The sequence below is a fragment of the Croceivirga radicis genome, assembly GCF_002072105.2.
GTDB classification, from domain to species: Bacteria; Bacteroidota; Bacteroidia; order Flavobacteriales; family Flavobacteriaceae; genus Croceivirga; species Croceivirga radicis.
This window is the reverse complement of sequence record NZ_MTBC01000003.1, coordinates 270,065-287,593: the sequence shown is the minus strand read 5'-3', so window position 1 is coordinate 287,593 and position 17,529 is coordinate 270,065. Positions and strand designations below refer to the sequence as shown.

Annotated in this window: 11 protein-coding genes and 1 pseudogene; 9 read left to right on the top strand and 3 right to left on the bottom strand. The window is 37.5% G+C overall.

What is annotated here, in order from left to right; genetic code table 11:
- Positions 1 to 64: 64 nt before the first annotated feature.
- From BUL40_RS06220 to BUL40_RS06185, 8 genes and pseudogenes are all read left to right on the top strand, one after another.
- Positions 65 to 2,518 carry a porin family protein gene (locus BUL40_RS06220; RefSeq protein WP_141239643.1) on the top strand — a complete coding sequence of 818 codons (2,454 nt, stop codon included), beginning with the start codon at positions 65 to 67 and terminating at the stop codon, positions 2,516 to 2,518.
- A gap of 4 nt (positions 2,519 to 2,522) precedes the next feature.
- On the top strand, positions 2,523 to 8,393 hold the full coding sequence (locus tag BUL40_RS06215; protein WP_080318511.1) for a fibronectin type III domain-containing protein: 5,871 nt from the start codon (positions 2,523 to 2,525) through the stop codon (positions 8,391 to 8,393).
- A 4-nt stretch (positions 8,394 to 8,397) separates the two neighbouring features.
- Positions 8,398 to 9,126 (top strand): hypothetical protein, encoded by a 729-nt coding sequence (locus BUL40_RS06210; RefSeq protein ID WP_080318510.1) that lies wholly within the window; start codon positions 8,398 to 8,400, stop codon positions 9,124 to 9,126.
- 276 nt (positions 9,127 to 9,402) lie between these two features.
- Positions 9,403 to 10,125: pseudogene (locus BUL40_RS06205) on the top strand (HNH endonuclease); the annotation flags it as partial.
- A gap of 639 nt (positions 10,126 to 10,764) precedes the next feature.
- On the top strand, positions 10,765 to 11,238 hold the full coding sequence (locus BUL40_RS06200) for a DUF6495 family protein (RefSeq protein WP_010517972.1): 474 nt from the start codon (positions 10,765 to 10,767) through the stop codon (positions 11,236 to 11,238).
- Positions 11,239 to 11,318: 80 nt separating this feature from the next.
- Positions 11,319 to 12,704: a histidine--tRNA ligase gene (gene hisS / locus BUL40_RS06195; RefSeq protein ID WP_080318508.1), complete on the top strand. Its 1,386-nt coding sequence runs from the start codon at positions 11,319 to 11,321 to the stop codon at positions 12,702 to 12,704.
- Positions 12,705 to 13,513: 809 nt separating this feature from the next.
- Positions 13,514 to 13,750, top strand: a complete 237-nt coding sequence (locus BUL40_RS06190) for a type II toxin-antitoxin system ParD family antitoxin (protein ID WP_080318507.1) — start codon at positions 13,514 to 13,516, stop codon at positions 13,748 to 13,750.
- Between the two features lie 26 nt (positions 13,751 to 13,776).
- Positions 13,777 to 14,058: a type II toxin-antitoxin system RelE/ParE family toxin gene (locus BUL40_RS06185; RefSeq protein ID WP_244901830.1), complete on the top strand. Its 282-nt coding sequence runs from the start codon at positions 13,777 to 13,779 to the stop codon at positions 14,056 to 14,058.
- 803 nt (positions 14,059 to 14,861) lie between these two features.
- Here BUL40_RS06185 and BUL40_RS06180 read toward each other — a convergent pair.
- Entirely contained in the window at positions 14,862 to 15,416 is a 555-nt protein-coding gene (locus BUL40_RS06180) for an NUDIX hydrolase (protein WP_080318505.1), read from the bottom strand.
- 6 nt (positions 15,417 to 15,422) lie between these two features.
- Positions 15,423 to 16,511 carry a M42 family metallopeptidase gene (locus BUL40_RS06175; RefSeq protein WP_080318504.1) on the bottom strand — a complete coding sequence of 363 codons (1,089 nt, stop codon included), beginning with the start codon at positions 16,509 to 16,511 and terminating at the stop codon, positions 15,423 to 15,425.
- Between the two features lie 102 nt (positions 16,512 to 16,613).
- Between BUL40_RS06175 and BUL40_RS06170 the strand changes: the two genes are divergently transcribed.
- Positions 16,614 to 17,294: a DUF4294 domain-containing protein gene (locus BUL40_RS06170; protein ID WP_080318503.1), complete on the top strand. Its 681-nt coding sequence runs from the start codon at positions 16,614 to 16,616 to the stop codon at positions 17,292 to 17,294.
- On the opposite strand, the gene BUL40_RS06165 is transcribed toward BUL40_RS06170, so the two are convergent.
- Complete coding sequence (locus BUL40_RS06165) at positions 17,291 to 17,527, bottom strand: DUF6095 family protein (protein WP_080318502.1); 237 nt, start codon at positions 17,525 to 17,527, stop codon at positions 17,291 to 17,293. The genes BUL40_RS06170 and BUL40_RS06165 overlap by 4 nt on opposite strands.
- Between the last annotated feature and the right edge of the window lie 2 nt (positions 17,528 to 17,529).

Sequence of the window (17,529 nt, the reverse complement as noted above, 5' to 3'; positions counted from 1 at the left end):
TGACATAAAATAGAACCATTTATCCGTAACAAAGCGGAAGCATAAAGCAATTAAACCAACCAACTTGAGTAAAACACTAGTACTAATTTTTATGATGTGCTCATCATTTGTTTTAGCGCAAAGCATCAATTTTGACCAGCTAGGTAAAGAAAAATGGCTGCGTTACAATGGTGGTATATCTGCAAATGGTATTTATTATGATGGTACGGCCAATAGGCAACCATTTACCTATTATTTAAATGGAAACCTAAACTTTAATGTAGGAGGGGTATACAATATTCCTTTATCTTTTAGTTATTCTAATCAAGAATTTGATTTTCCCAACCCATTTAAGTTTAACAGATTTAGTTTTCATCCCTCTTACAAATGGGTTACGGGTCATTTTGGAGACGTAGCCATGACGTTTTCACCGTATACCTTGGCAGGGCATCAATTTACAGGAGCAGGATTAGAGCTAAATCCAGAAGGGAAATTTAAGATCAGTGCCATGTATGGCCGTTTATTAAGGCCTACAGAATATAATCCGGAAGAACCGCAAGCGCAGACAGCATATCAGCGAATAGGATATGGCGTTAAAACTGCCTACGAATTTGATTTTGCCCAATTTGGAGCTATCCTCTTTAGGGCCAAAGATGATATGAATTCTTTAAATAACCCTATTCCAATAGAAGCAGGTGTACAACCCAAAGAGAATACGGTAGTATCCTTGGAGTCTAACTTTAAATTATTTGACAAAGCTAGGTTGCATATAGAATATGCTATCTCTGGTATAACAGAAGATACCAGACAAACTACGGCTAGACCAACGGCAGGCATGTTATCCTTTCTGTTAGATGAAAACATCACCACAAATTATTACAATGCATTAAATGCCAATCTAACGTATCCGGCAGGAAAAGGTACGCTTGGATTGGGTTATGAGCGCATAGACCCCGAGTACAAAACCTTGGGAGCCTATTTCTTTAATAATGATTTGGAAAACATCACCATAAATGCTACGCAAACCTTGTTCAATGGCAAATTAAACGTAGCCGCGAATGTGGGTTTGCAACAAGATAATTTGGACAAAAGCAAGAATACCCAATTGCAACGTATTGTAAGTGCATTTAACGTTGGATTAAATGCTTCGGAAAAGGTGAGTATGAATGCTTCTTACAGTAATTTTCAGTCTTATACCAACATAAGGGACCAGTTTGATTACATTAACCAGGTAGGGCAATTAGATAATGTAGACACTTTAAATTACCGTCAAATTTCGCAAAACGCCAATTTTGGCTTAAACGTTACCACAAAAAAATCTGAAACCAAACAACACAATGCAAGCATTAATTTGGTCTACCAAACATCTGACAATCAACAAGAGGGAGAGACCATAGAAGGCGGTAAATCATCATTTTACAATGCAGCAATAGCCCATACCTGGGGTTTTATGCCCCATCAACTTAAAATAGCGTTAGCTGGTAATGTGTCTTACAATACCACAGGCGGCATAGACGATAATATGATTCTGGGCCCAACAATATCTATTGGCAAACAGTTTTTTGATAAACGGTTAAGAACCAATTTATCTTCTAGTTACAACACCTCTTTTACCAGCGGCAATCAAGATAACGCCGTTTTTAATATTCGCTTTAACAGTGGTTATACGTGGTTAAAAAAACACAATTTTAATTTTTCGGCCTTATACCTCACTAGAAATAGCAGCACAAGCACTGGGAACGATGTTACCCTTTCTTTAGGCTATACCTATACCTTTGATAATTTTAGGTTAGACCTTAAGTGGAATAAAAACGAGCGGAATAAAGAAGAACGGAACTATGTTAGTTTTAGGTATCGAAATGTAACGTATAGTGGCAGTATAGCAGAAGTAAATACGCAATTATCAGACGTATTCAAAAGTGAACAGTTTCGTTTTATCCCCGAAAAAGAAAAAGAGGCTTTGATTTTAGATTTGACCATTGTTAAAAAAGAAACCAAAAGTGGTAAGTACAAAGAAAAAGCACTCGATTTTTTGGCTAAACTATATGATTTTAAGGATTTTGAAGAATTGTTTAACCGCAGTTTATTCAATGCAATTCGTAAAACCAAGGCTGAGTTTAACCAACGCGATTTAAACTTGGAAGAAGACATGGTATTGGCCAAATCTGACTTGGTTAGCCATCCATTGCATGGCAAGGATAGTGTTGGCCTGCAGATAGAAGAATTAAAGTTATTGCCAGCATACCGTAAGCTTAAATTACACCATAAAGACCGCTTAGAAAAGTTGGTTGGTTACCGTTGGATGCAGCAAGATTTAGAAAAATATACCAACGTCTATGCCGTAAAAGGTATGGAAGGGCATTTAAAGGGTTTTAAAGACAAGTTTTTTATCAAAGCCAAGGAGACCTTAGAACAGTCTGGGGATGAAAGTATACTAACAGCTTGGATAGAAAGAGAAATGAACATTTACTATTATAAAAAGTCGTTACAACTGGTAGACCCAGAGGCTTTTATACTAAAATATACCTATAAGAACTAACCTTATGGCACAGTACTATAACTATCTCCGTAGAAAGCTAAAACCTATTGGTAGCTTCTTGGGCAATACTAACTTAACTACAATGGTGTTGCTAGGCATGCTATTGTTAAGTGGTTGGGTGGCAAAAGCACAGGGCTTTCCTGTACAAGTGATACCGCAGGTAACACCTCCACCACCCATTTACCTATCAGAATATGCAGATGCAACGGTAGCAAACGGGCCGTTACGGGTACAATTGTTATTAAACGATTTTTCTATAGCCAATAGGGAAGTACGGCTACGTATGTATTTTGAAGGGAACGGACTTTCTTTTCAAAGCAACCCCATAGTAAATGGCGCAGCACCTTTATTTTTAGAAGGTGGGGTTCCTCTAGTTTTGACCCAAACAGACTTGGCTCCCTATTTTCAGTTCGAAAATATTAGTGGTATTTCTGGCAATGCCTATGGCAAAGTCTTGGCAGAAGGTTCTTATAGTGTATGTTATGAGGTAATAGATGTACTTAGTGGCAATACCCTCTCTGCGCTTACCTGTGCCGCAGCTATCGTTTTTCAGAATGAACCTCCTTTGTTGGTAATGCCCTACAACCGTGCTCATGTAGAAGAAAAAAATCCACAAAATATAGTATTCCAATGGACACCAAGGCACCTAAACGTGACCAATGTGGAATACCAGTTAGATATTGTAGAAGTGTGGGACAACCAAGTAGACCCACAGCAAGCATTTTTGTCATCGCCACCTGTTTTTAGTATTACAACCAATAGTACCAATTACGTTTATGGCCCCGCAGCCCCACTCTTATTATCTGGTAAGCGTTATGCTTGGCGGGTAACGGCAAAAGCCTTGCAGGGTACGGAAGAAATAGGGTTATTTAAGAACCAAGGACACTCAGAAATCTATAGTTTTAGCTACGCAGGGGAGTGTGGTTTACCAGAAGGCGTAACCCATGAAGTTAAAGGTAAGTCTAATGTTAACCTGTACTGGACAGATCTTTCTACCGATGTACCAGAATATACCATACGTTACCGTAAAAAAGAAGGGGAGAACAACGAGTGGTTTTATAGTAAAACTACGAGCAATACAACAACCCTATGGGATCTAACAGCGGGCACCACCTATGAGTACCAGATTGCCAAAAGTTGTGGTATTGTGGTGAGTGATTTTACCCCTGTAGATGAATTTACCACCGCACTAGAAAATGAAGAAGATAGTTTATACGAGTGTGGTATAGACCCTAATTTTTCTGTAGAAAACACCAATCCGCTGGCAAGTTTAAGTCCTGGAGATAGCTTTGTAGCTGGGGATTTCCCAGTTACCGTAGAAACCGCAAGTGGTAGCAATGGCCGTTTTACCGGTACGGGCTTTGTACGGATTCCCTATTTGCGAAACTTAAAAGTAGCCGTAGAGTTTACCAATGTGTTGGTAAATACAGACAGCCAGTTAGCAGAGGGTAGTGTACGTACGGTGTATGATTATGAAAATAGCAGCATTTTAGATATTGATGATGCTATAGACACCATAGACACTATAGCGGAGCAAGTGGGTGAGTTTTTTGAAGGAGATAACGATTTAGACGAAATAACGGTGAACTTTCCCATTCCGGATAGTACCGCAATTACCGTTAAAGATGGTAACGTGGTAATAACCAACCCCGCCAATGGCGCCACTGTTACCGAACCCCTTGGAGACGATATGGTAATTACCGATTCTGAAGGCAACGTATACCACGTAGATGCAGCAGGTAAGGTTACCAAGGGCGGTACCAAAGACCCAGGTGGTATAGTAAATGCGGATAATGTTGTTGGGGTTAATAACAGAGGCGAAATAGAGCGCCTTACAGCACCTGGCATAAAAGTAACTTTTAACACCAAAGGTACTTTTGGTATGGATCGTATGCCGAGTGGTGCCAATGCTGCCTTAAAAGAAGAGTATACCATAATAGAAGATTATGAGGGCCAAGACTATGTACTAACCCACCATGCGGTAAAAAAAGGTACGGACACTCAAATTTTAGCAAGCATAGCGGTAACGGGTAATGACTACACCGCAGAAGACCTAATTTTTAAGACCAAACAAGGTGAAACGGTAACCAAAGACGTTGTAAATGGAGAAACGTATTTAAAATTAAACGGACATTACACCTTAGAGAGCGAGACCATTTATGCCGTAGTTACCTCCAAGCAAGATTCTACCAAACAGCTTACCGCAGGGGCTTTTACCCTTTGGCATTTAACGGAGCGCAGTGTAGACGTAGCACTAGTAGCGGTAAATAATGCCCCATTAGATAATTACCAAGATACTATAGACCAGATATTTAATCAAGGTGTAGCCCAAGTAAATTTTGCAGAGCCTTTACAAATAAGCATAACCGCTGAAGAATTGGGCGGTAGTTTAGATGTAGGGGACAGCCCATTTGCAGCGGCATATAACGCGGAGCAAAAAATGCTAACAAATAAGGTTAAAAATCTTCCGGAATACAGTAGGGATACCTATTATATTTTGGTGTTTAATGATATACCTGCCGCTACGGGTATTGCCGGCTTTATGCCATTACAACGCCAATTTGGGTTTGTGTTCTCTGGTTCAGGAGAAGAAGAAGGTAAAGGTGGCGATAAAGGCAAAGTATTGGCGCATGAAATGGGCCACGGCATTTTTGCCTTACAACACCCATTTGTAGTATACGGCAGCGATATGGAAAACGCTACCGATTGGTTAATGGATTATAACGGAGGCACCGGCTTGCCCCACATGGATTGGGCACAAATACACAACCCGGACCTTAGGTTTTACACCTTCCAAGATGAGGAGGATGGGGAAATAGCAGGAAAGATTTGGTTTACACCAGACTGGAAAGCCTTTTCCATTAAAAGTGAGTTCGCAAATAGTATTAGATATAAAGTTGGTAACAATGCTCCAACTGGAACTATAGCAGGGTTTAGATTTGAAACAATCCCTTATGAAGCTAGATTTGATGATAATGGAATATTTATTGGCTATTACAAGGATAGTACTGAAACAATAGAAGATAACAAGTTTAAATTAAACCCATATTTAAAAGAAAATTTATCTGATTCTCAAAAAGTATATTTATATCAACACAGACCCAATGAATGTGCAGCTACCTATAAGACAACTTTTAAATACGCAAAAGAGACCAATAGCAATATACCTTATATTGATTCTAACGGTAGTATAGAAAGAGTATTACTTACAAACTGCGGTATAAATATTGAAGGCAATAGTCCATATTTTAGTCAAAACAGGCCTAATAAAGCCACATTCATACATGCTTTAGGTACCGACGATGTGATAGCTGATAGAATTACCGCAGCAAAGCAACAAGCGGTTGACATTATAGCTGAAGGTTATAATCAAGTACAATACACATATAATGATGGTGATAATTATTTCCTTTTAGGAGATATAGACGTAACAGTTGAGAATGATTTTCTTAGCTTGACCAACGGTTATATTTTTCTAGAGAAAGCGTTGTTCAATAGGTTGGAACATCGTTTACAATATTTATCAGAAACTACAAATAGGGAAACAGAAATATTTGTTGTTTTTCAAAAAGTTGATGTAATACCTAATAATGGGGATTGGAATGCCTATGCAAAAGAAGTATATGAGGCAAGTGAGTTAAGCTCAAAAAATGCTGTTGTAATTACCATGCCCTATGTAGTGGATACGCCTGGAAAATCTGTATTCTTTTGGCCAGGGGTTTATGGTAAAGCTAATGTAGAATGGGCAGATATTCCTTCTGGTTTAAATAGTGAAATCTCGAGTTTAGTTAAAGGTAAAGGGGATATAGATGAATTTTTAAATGGTGTCTATACTCAAACCTATAAACCGCAAAGAAAATATTATAGGTTGCTTTTTGCAACAGGAGAGCAAAAATCTGAAGATGATATAAAAGATAATGTCGCGGGGAATAATTTTATTAATGAAGTTATTCTCTTAAAAGAGCCAGAATTTGATATTATCAACAATATACCTGTTCCTACTAAATTTATCAATCAAGGTTCACCGGGAAGCGTTCCCAACCCGAATTACGAACTAGAAAAACTCGATTATGACCTAAAAGTAGCAGAGCTTTTAGATGCTGCTGCACAAAATGATAATTGGACGTATGTACCAAATTCTATATTATTTAAAGAAAAGTATATAGTAGAAAGTGAGGAATTTGACTATTACAGAGAGCAATATGCCTTTTCTAGTAGTTTTTATCAATGGTTCGAAGATGTAGATAATGTATTTAATGATAATTATCAATTTAGCAACACCTACAATAAAGATAGTTGGAGTGTAATAGATCCTATAGTAGCTGGGGGTTTGGATGTAGCATCTGTTGGTCTTTCATTTATTGGTGCAGATGCCATTGCAGAAGGTATTGGCTTTGTATATTTTACAGTAAGAGGAGATTATGCTAATGCATCTGTTTACGCATTTGCACTTGCAGTACCAATACTATCCAGTGGAGAAGTTAAATTATTAAGAGCAGCTGCTAAAAATGGTATACTTTATTATAGAGGCTTAAAATACGCTGTTAAAAGTGGTGAGTTAACAGTAAGGTCATTAGGCACACTGTCTTATAAGAATGGTAAAATCCTTACGTTTTTTGATTTGTTGGACGAAAGCGTACCAACAAATGTTTTAAACGATTTTAGAATTAAATTAGACCAAGGAGTCTTTGATAATAGTCAGCTTAAATCCGTTTTAGAAAAGGACAGTGGTTTAAAGAGGCTAGAAGCCCTTGAAAATCTGGTCTATGGTAATACTCTTGTAGGTCAAATTGATAATATTCTTGCAGATATTAGAAATTTAGAAGGTGTTGCAAATTCTACTTTAAATCAATTTGTAGCAGGACTAAATAATGCAGAAGCTTTATCAGATGGCGCCCGTTTAGCTCTTTTAGAAAAAGTAAAGGCGTTAAACGGAGACGCCCATAAGTTCATTGACGATTTTGCTGAAGATGTCGATAAACTGACCACCATAGCGGGGAAACCGGAGTTGGTAGACTGGTGGGGGGCTGTCAATCATTTACCCGATGCTATTAAGCTCGAACCCAGTGTTCTTTCGAAATTGAATGACATTGCTAGCAGAGGAAGAGGGATAGATTTACCAAAATTAGAAACTGCTCTGAAAGGTGATTTAGGTGATGTTTTAGGAAGTGCGACAGGCGATGACCTAACCAAAATATTGAATAGATTGGATGCTGATCATGTGACAGGGTCGCATCTTGACGCTATTACTTCTAGACTTGGAAATGCTCAATATGGTATTAAACAAGACCTGATTGATAACCCTAGTTGGTTTGAAACTTTTGACGATGTATTGCAGGAGCCAGGTAGATACTGGGATATTTTAGCAGAAGGTAATTTGGTTTCTGGGTCTCCGTTGGCAAAATGGGGTCAAGGGAAATGGTGGAAGAATTTGAGAGACTTTGCAAATAATTTTGAAACTGGGGCAGCTCGTTCAAGATTTCAAACAGACTTAGGTTTGGATGCTGATAAGATAGTAGAACAGGTCACTTTAGAGGTTAACGGCACAAAAATTAGAATTGATTATTTAGGAGTCGATGATGCTGGCAAATTCCATTTAGGTGATGCGAAATTTTCTACGAAAGATAAGAGTTGGTCATCGAGTTGGTTAGATGCTGCTACCCCCAATCAAAGTACAGTTTATCCTTTGTTTGAATCTGGAAGTGTAAATAGCATAGTTGTTAAAGTCAGTGACTCAGAAAAGGCAACATTGTTATTGCAGCGTTTAGGTCTTGCAAATAATAGTACAATAGATTTTGCAAACACTAGTTTAAGAATATTTGGTAGTGATGCTGGACAGACTACCGTTAAATCAGTTATTGCAATAAAAAACTAAAGATTTGAATAAAAAGCTAAATCAAGAGATAAAAAGTAAGGTAACTGATGCTTTATCAGATTACTATATAAATCAAGGATTTAAACTCAAAAAATCAACAAAGGAATTTTTAAAAGGTGATTTTTCCGTTTTTTGGGGAGAGTCAAGTAAAGGGGTCGACTCTGTAGTTTTTAGACCAAGTATTACATTGGAAAACAAAGAGATATCAAATATTCAGTCTGTTATTTTTCCAGAGTCCTTAAAAAATAATACTATAGTTAGGGTGCTAGATTTGGACTTTGCTGAAGAGTTTGGAGTTGGTGATTTTGAATCTCCTTTTGTTGATAATCATGGATTAGACGGGAAATCCTATTACTACCGTGTAGCAATTGATACAAATGTTGAACCTATCGTATCTGATCATATTAGATTTATGGAATCAATCGGTTTACCTTTTATTGAAAAACTAAGTTCTTTGGAAGGAATACATGAGTACATCAATGAAAGGGTGTTAAAAGTAGACGATGCATTATTAAAGATAGATGAAAAGCAGAAAGAGCTTAAAAAAGGCTATGGCAAAAGGGAAGTTTTGAGCGGTGTTGTGGTATCATACCTTTTAAAAAGAGGAGATACCAATTTGCTATTAAAAAGAATAAAGCTGCTTTTTGAAGGAAATGACTATGTCCTTAATGATGTGAGGAAAATTGAAGAGTATTTTAAAAGTCAATCCTCCCCTACTAGCGCTAGTTTGTAACTAGTGCCGTACCAGTAAAGTATTAAGTGAAAAGTAAAAAGTAAAAATTACCGTTTGTATTTGTCATGCTGAAATTATTTGAGCATCTCGTTTTAAAGAAATGTATGCTGTCATTTCGAAAGGAATAGCAGCGGTTTTGTTTTGTTGTTCACTATTTAGCGCAAAATAGGTATCATATTTAAATTGATAAGATTGTTTTCTTGAATTATTGTACTTTACTCACTCTTATGGGCACTAGTTACAAACTAGCGCTAGCGGGGGGGTGAACCATATACTTGGCATCATCATCAAGATGGAACAAGTATGTATCCTGTTAGAAAGGAAATTCATGACGCTATAATTGGAAAGCATACAGGAGGAAGAGAGATTGTAACAAAGTATCCTGAATTAAAGGGCTTTTTAACGAGCCTTAATTTTATGAATAGAATAGGACTAGAATTATTAAAACAAGTCGATAAGAATGTAGAGGGTTTTTCGGATTTGGTATCTAACCCAATTCTACCTTCAGTGTTTTTGAATTTTATCTCTTTATATAAGATAGGTTATCAATCATTTAAGTTAGAAAAGATTGTTCTTGATGATCAAGGGATGGACTTATATCCATTAACATCAATCAGTATGTATGATGGTGTAGAAATGAATGGAGAGGAATATTTTAGCACAATCGACCATATCTTTCCACATCAAAAAATTCTGGAAGAAGTTAAGAAATATCAAAGCAAAGAAGAAAATTGGAACACGAAAGGATTTATCCAAATAGGGTTAATGCTTCATGGAGATGTACTTCTGTTAGGCGTGGAAGACGAAAATAAAGATGAAATTTGGAGGTACGGACAAGGTTTGTTAAACCAAGTTCATTCAAAATTGGAAGACAATATTTTTGACTTTTTTATGCGAGCGAAAGAGGTTTTGTTAGAAGATGATATTGAAGACTGGGGAATTAATTCCTCTCGAATTTACAAACTTCTCAAAGAAGACTTTTGGCGAGTTAAAGAATAAATAGATATTGAGAGCCTCACTTTGGTGGGGCTTTTTACTTATTAGCGTATGCCTGTCCAGCTTTATGGTCTCTAATAATGAGGTCTATAAAGTGAAAAATCCTTTCCCCCCGCTAGCGCTAGTTTGTAACAAGTGCAGTACCGAGTAAGAAGTGTGAAGTATTAAGTAGAAAGTACAAAGTATTGTCTGTTTTCATCATGCTGAACAAGTTTCAGCATCTTGTTTTAAACAAATATATGGTGTCATTTCGATAGGAATAGTGTAGCTATGACTGAGAAATCTGTTAAGAAGTAAAAAGTACGAAGTACAAAGTAGAAGTACTGTCTGTATTCGTCATGCTGAACTTGTTTCAGCATCTTAGTGTTGTAGTAATGAGAATTTCTATTTCATAAATTGCTATTGCTGTCAGATCGAGCGCAGTCGAGACCTCTTAGCAAGTAAAAATTGCCATATGTTATTCAATTCCTTGGTAAATTCATTTTAGCACTTTACTTCTATCCACGAAAAACGAAAAACGAAAAACGAAAAACGAAAAACGAAAAACGAACAACGAACAACGATTGACCATCAACCCAACACCCAAACAAAACACAACTTTCCGTATTTTTGCAGCCAATTTAGTATAGCAGCAATACAACCATGAAATACAGAAGACTCACTAAAGAGCAGTTAGAAGAGCTACACCAAGAGTTTATCAACTTTTTAGCAACCCAGAGCATCACCGCAACGGAATGGGAGCAATTAAAAAAAGATAAGCCTTCAGTAGCAGAAGAAGAGCTAGATGTGTTTAGCGATTTAATCTGGGAAGGGGTTTTAAATAAGGTAAACTATTTAGAAAATATCTCGGAACGCCACATGCATCTGTTTCATTTAGAAGAGAAAGAGATGAAACTGATTTCCGTAAAAGTGATGAATCCAGAAATAGACCTGCGCACCAAAGAAGGTTTTGGTTGGTTTAAAAAGAACTGGCAATCAGACTTTGTAGAATACCTCACCGCATCCAAAGCATACAGCCACGATAAAAATGTAGATAAGTTTGAGCTTATTAAACAAGGGGCTGTCATAACCAAAGGGGAATTGTACCAATGGTTCGATGCTATTATAGAAAACTAAATATTGAAATAAACGGTCGGCTTAGCCCAGCTTTGGCAGGGCAGCCATGGCAACTTATATTTGCATTTTAAATACAACTTATGGCCCAAAAACCAAGTATACCTAAAGGAACTCGCGATTTTTCTCCAGTAGAGGTCGCTAAGCGTAACCACATTATCAAAACCATAAAAAAGCATTTTGAAACCTTTGGGTTTATGCCCATAGAAACGCCAAGTTTTGAGAATTCGGATACTCTTTTGGGCAAGTACGGAGAAGAGGGCGACCGTCTAATCTTTAAGATTTTAAATTCGGGCGACTTTATTTCTAAAGTTGATGATGTAACGTACAGTTCTAAAAATAGCAGTACCATAGCACCTAAAATTACGGAGAAAGCCCTGCGGTATGACCTTACGGTACCGTTTGCGCGGTATGTGGTAATGCACCAGAACGAGATAGATTTTCCGTTTAAACGCTACCAAGTACAGCCAGTTTGGCGGGCAGATAGACCGCAAAAAGGTAGGTTTAGGGAGTTTTACCAGTGCGATGCCGATGTGGTGGGTGCCAACAGCCTGCTACAAGAGGTGGAGTTTGTACAGTTGTACGATGCTGTTTTTACAGATTTAGGACTTAGCGGTACTACCATTAAACTAAACAACAGAAAAGTGTTGTCTGGTATAGCGGAGGTAATTGGCGCACAACACCTACTGGTAGATTTTACCGTGGCTTTGGATAAGTTAGATAAGATTGGAGAAGAAAAAGTAAAAGAAGAAATGTTGGCCAAAGGCATTTCCGCAACTGCAATTGCAAAAGCACAACCACTTTTTAATATGCAAGGTTCCGTAGCGGAGCAATTAGACCAACTAAAAGATTTGTTGGTAACTTCTGAAGTGGGGATGAAAGGTGTGGCAGAGCTAGATGAGATTCTAGAAACCGTAACCGAGTTAGGGCTTAAGTCTGCCAAGCTAGAACTAGATGTTACTTTGGCCCGTGGATTAAATTATTATACGGGTGCTATTTTTGAAGTAGCTGCACCAGAAGGCGTAAAAATGGGGTCTATTGGTGGCGGTGGCCGCTATGACGACCTTACCGGTATTTTTGGACTTAAAGATGTGAGTGGCGTTGGTATTTCTTTTGGTCTAGACCGTATTTATTTGGTGTTAGAAGAGCTGGATTTGTTTCCAAAAGCTATGGAGCAGTCTTTAGATGTGTTATGCCTAAATTTTGGACAAAAAGAAGGTCGTGCCGCATTGCGTTTGGTTACCGCATTACGTGGTCATGGTTTGCGTGCAGATTTGTATCCGTCTTCAACCAAAATGCAAAAACAATTTAAATATGCGGATAAGCGCAATGTACCGTATGTTATTCTTTTAGGTGAAAGTGAAATTGCCCAAGGCGAATTTACCGTAAAAGACATGGCCAAAGGCGAGCAAACCAATTATAACCTTACCGATTTGGAAGCTTTTGTTACTAAGGTGAAGCAGCAGTAATTTGTTATCAAGTCGGGCGTAATTGAAGCCTTAATTGAATTAGAAAGTACTAAGTGCGAAGTATAAAGTACAAAGTGCTAAATACTTTCGTCATGCTGAACTTGTTTCAGCATCTTGTTTCTAAAGAATTTATGGTGTCATTTCGATAAGAAAAGCGAAGCTTTGACCGAGGAATCTTTTTGGAAGTAACAAGAACGAAGTACAAAGTATTAAGTGTCGTCTGTATTCGTCATGCTGAACTTGTTTCAGCATCTTGTTTCTAAAGAATTTACGGTGTCATTTTGATAAGAAAAGCGAAGCTTTGACCGAGAAATCTTTTTGGAAGTAACAAGAACGAAGTACAAAGTATTAAGTGTCGTCTGTATTCGTCATGCTGAACTTGTTTCAGCATCTCGTTTTAGGGAAATTTACGGCGTCATTTTGATAAGAAAAGCGAAGCTTTGACTGAGAAATCTTTTTTGGAAGTAAAAAGTACGAAGTACAAAGTATTAAGTGCCGTCTGTATTCGTCATGCTGAACTTGTTTCAGCATCCCACCCACCTGCTAGCGTTCGAGTAATTGCAGTACCCACCTGTAACGGTTACGCTACCTAGTAAGCAATACCCTGTGACTTCAGGCTGTAAAAGTTTAAAATTGCTTGTGGACCGTATAAACTGATTTATTTTTAGTAAGTCAGAATATTTAGCTTACCCTTGTGGGTATTAGTTACAAACTAGCGCTAGCAGGGTTAGCTTAAAATAATGTTTTTATATCCATATTTGCTAAATATCATTAATATAAATATCTTTAAGCTATCAAAGCCTTAAAAAATGAACATAAGTTTCACTAAAAAACAGGAAGAGTACATTGCCAAACAAGTAGCTTCAGGTGAGTACCAGAACAATAGCGAAGTAATCAGGGATGCGCTACGGTTGCACGAGATTTATCGTGAAAAGGTTATTGCAGATTTAAGGGCTGAAATTGAAAAGGGTTTAAGCAGTGGCATTAGCAAAAGATCGGTAAAAGATATTATCGATGCAAAACGCAAATCCAAGAAAACGGCTTGATGACCTCCCACAAACTTAAATTATTCTTGTTAACCAAAGATGCAGATTCAGATTTAGATGAAATTTTTGATTATTCAGAAGCTGAATTCGGATTTAATAAAGCAGTTAAATATTTATCTGATTTTGAAAATTTATTTGAACAACTGGTTAAAAATCCCAATCTCGGAAGAGAGCGAAATGAAATAAAAAAAGGTATTTATAGCATTATTGAAAATGAGCATATTGTATTTTATGAAATACATGAAAATCATATTTTGATTGCAAGAGTATTACATGGTAGAAAGGATATTCCTAAATTTATTAAATAACGGAGGTAGCAAATTATTTGAGATGAAAAAAATTCTCAAAAACAATACCTAGTTACAACCCATCAATTGGAAGAATTAATCAATTTGGTCTAAGACAATACTCCCAACTAGCGCTAGTTTTCAACTATTGCTGTACTTAGTAAGAAGGGTAAATTACTGAGTAGAAATTGAAGATTATAAAGTATTGTCTGTTTTCGTCATGCTGAACTTGTTTCAGCATCTCGTTTTAGGGAAATTTATGGTGTCATTTCGATAAGAAAAGCGAAGCTTTGACTGAGAAATCTTTTTGGAAGTATCAAGAACGAAGTACAAAGTATTTAGTATCATCTGTATGCGTCATGTTGAACTTGATTCCGCATCTCGTTTCTAAAGAATTTATGGTGTCATTTCGATAAGAAAGGCCAAGCTTTGACCGAGAAATCTTTTTGGAAGTAATAAGAACGAAGTACAAAGTATTAAGTGTCGTCTGTATTCGGCATGCTGAACTTGTTTCAGCATCTCGTTTTAGGGAAATTTACGGCGTCATTTTGATAAGAAAAGCGAAGCTTTGACTTGGAAGTAACAAGAACGAAGTATTAAGGAGTAAGTCTCTTTTGTATTCGTCATGCTGAACTTGATTCAGCATCTTATTTCTAAAGAATTCACGGTGTCATTTCGATAAGAAAAGCGAAGCTTTGACTGAGAAATCTGTTAAGAAGTGCAAAGTAAAAAATACGGAGGACCGTATTTCCTCTAATGTCTAAGTAAATTCATTCACTTAACTATCAACGAAAAACGAAAAACGAAAAACGAACAACGAACAACTATCGTTTAAGTCGAGCCTGTATTTCTTTACAAATCAGCTTATAATAATCGGAGCCATGCGGCACGTAGGCATTCGTCTGTGCAAGACCCCATATTTCTTCTGCGAACCTCAAGAGCGGTTTTAATTGTAACGCTTTAACCTCAGATTCTTGTTTGGTTAATTGGGATAGGGGTACGGTAAGCGCACATAAATACACCTGGTGAAATTCGTTATCCTGTATGCCATTAGGATGGGTATGCATCGCTTTTATAACGGCAATTTTCTCTAACTGTTCAGGTTTAATCGTTAATCCAATCTCCTCTAAAACTTCCCGCACAGCGGCAATCTCATACGCTTCGCCTGCGGCAATATGCCCCGCAACGGAAACATCCCAAAGTAGGGGATGGGTGGCCTTGTTTTTTCCACGTTGTTGTAGCAAAACTTCACCTCGGTTGGTATAAAACCAAACATGTACCGTAGGGTGGAAAAGTCCACGTTGGTGTGCTTCGGACTTAAGCAAAACGGTTCCCGTTGGGGAACCGTCTTCATGCAATATATCTATTAATTCGTCCATAAAAGACTACTCAAAATAACTAAAGGTTTCCCCGTCTTTAATGTTCAATAGGGTTTCGTAAATCAGTTTTATCACGTTTTCTACATCATCTCTATGTACCATTTCTACCGTGGTATGCATATAGCGTAAAGGTAGAGAGATTAATGCAGAAGCTACACCACCATTGCTATAGGCAAAAGCATCGGTATCCGTGCCGGTATATCTGGAAGAAGCCTGTCTTTGGAACGGGATGTTCTTTTCTTCCGCAGTGGCTAAAATTAAGTCGCGCAACTTCTGTTGTACCGCAGGCGCATAGGAAACTACAGGGCCTTTGCCAATATGGGTTTCGCCTTGGGTTTTCTTGTCAATCATTGGGGTAGTGGTATCGTGCGTTACGTCTGTAACAATGGCCACATTAGGTTTAATGCGTTGGGTAATCATTTCTGCACCACGCAAACCAATCTCTTCTTGAACCGAATTGGTTATGTACAATCCAAAAGGTAGTTTTTTTCCATTTTCATGTAACAAACGAGCCACCTCTGCAATCATAAATCCGCCCGCACGGTTATCAATGGCCCGGCACACAAATTTATCGTTGTTCAGTACTTGAAATTCGTCTGGGTAGGTAATTACACAACCCACGTGTACGCCCATTTTTTCTACCTCTTCTTTGTCTTTTGCACCTATATCTATAAATATATTATCAACTTTTGGTGCTTCTTCTTTTTCGTTTTTACGAGTGTGGATGGCCGGCCAACCAAAAACGCCTTTTACAATACCGTTCTTGGTATGTATGTTTACCCATTTAGACGGTGCAATTTGGTGGTCACTACCGCCATTTCTAATCACATAAATAAGACCATTATCGGTAATGTAATTAACATACCAAGATATTTCATCAGAATGGCCTTCAATTACCACTTTGTATTTTGCGTCTGGATTTATAACCGCAACAGCAGTACCGTAGGTATCTGTGATAAACTCATCTACGTACGGCTTTAGGTAATCCATCCATATTTTTTGCCCTTCCCATTCGTAACCGGTAGGGGAAGCATTATTTAGATATTTCTCAAAAAATGCTAACGACTTTTCGGTAAGTATGCTTTTCTCTGCCATAGTTTTATATTTCAATACAAACTTAGCAATTTAAAGAGGATTTAATAATATGAGCTGTTTCTAATCGTTACCTTTGGTAAGGTTTTTGTTCTAAAAGATGGCATGAAAAAAATAGTTACACTTTTGGCACTGTTTTATGCGGTTGTAGTAATTGGGCAACAGAAAGAAATGGATTCTACTGCCTATTTGGTGCGTATGGAAGGGGATACTACTTGGACCCAAACAATTGCTTTGGACGATGTATATATTTTTGGAAAACTTTCTTTTAAAGATAAAAAGGAACGGTTGCGTTACTATATACTTAGAAGAAAAACGTTGAAAGTATACCCGTATGCAAAAATGGCCGCAGAACGCTTAGTAGAGCTGAACGATAGTTTAACAAAAATTGACAAAAAACGCCACCAGAAAAAGTATACCCGCAAGGTTCAAAAATATATTGAGGGCGAATTTTCTGATGAACTTAAAAAGCTTACCCGTACAGAAGGTCAGATTTTAATAAAGCTAATTCATAGACAAACGGGAACAACCGCTTTTGATTTGGTAAAAGAGCTGCGTAACGGTTGGCGCGCCTTTTGGTACAATACTACGGCAAGCGCCTTTAAAATAAGTCTTAAAGAAGAGTTTAAACCCCAAAGTGTGCACGAAGATTATTTAATAGAAGACATCTTACAGCGTGCTTTTGCCGCCAATCAATTAAAACGGCAAAAATCGGTTTTAGATTATGATTATGCGGAGTTGAGCAATAAATGGAAAACCACCAAAACGGAATCTGGCAGCAATTAGGTTTTGGTCTTTTTACCAAATACTGCGTCCATAACCAGTTGCACAGACCTAAAACCCATATAAATGGCGGCTATTGCCAAAACAATACCAATTATAAGTACAGGGTAATACAATACGTTTTCGGTGTTTTTAAAAGCCTGATAAAGGACAAAAGGAGCTAAAAACATTAAAAAAACCGTTTTTAAAAAAGATTTAATGCCTTTTACCAGTACGTCTTTATCCGTTCTTCTCATAA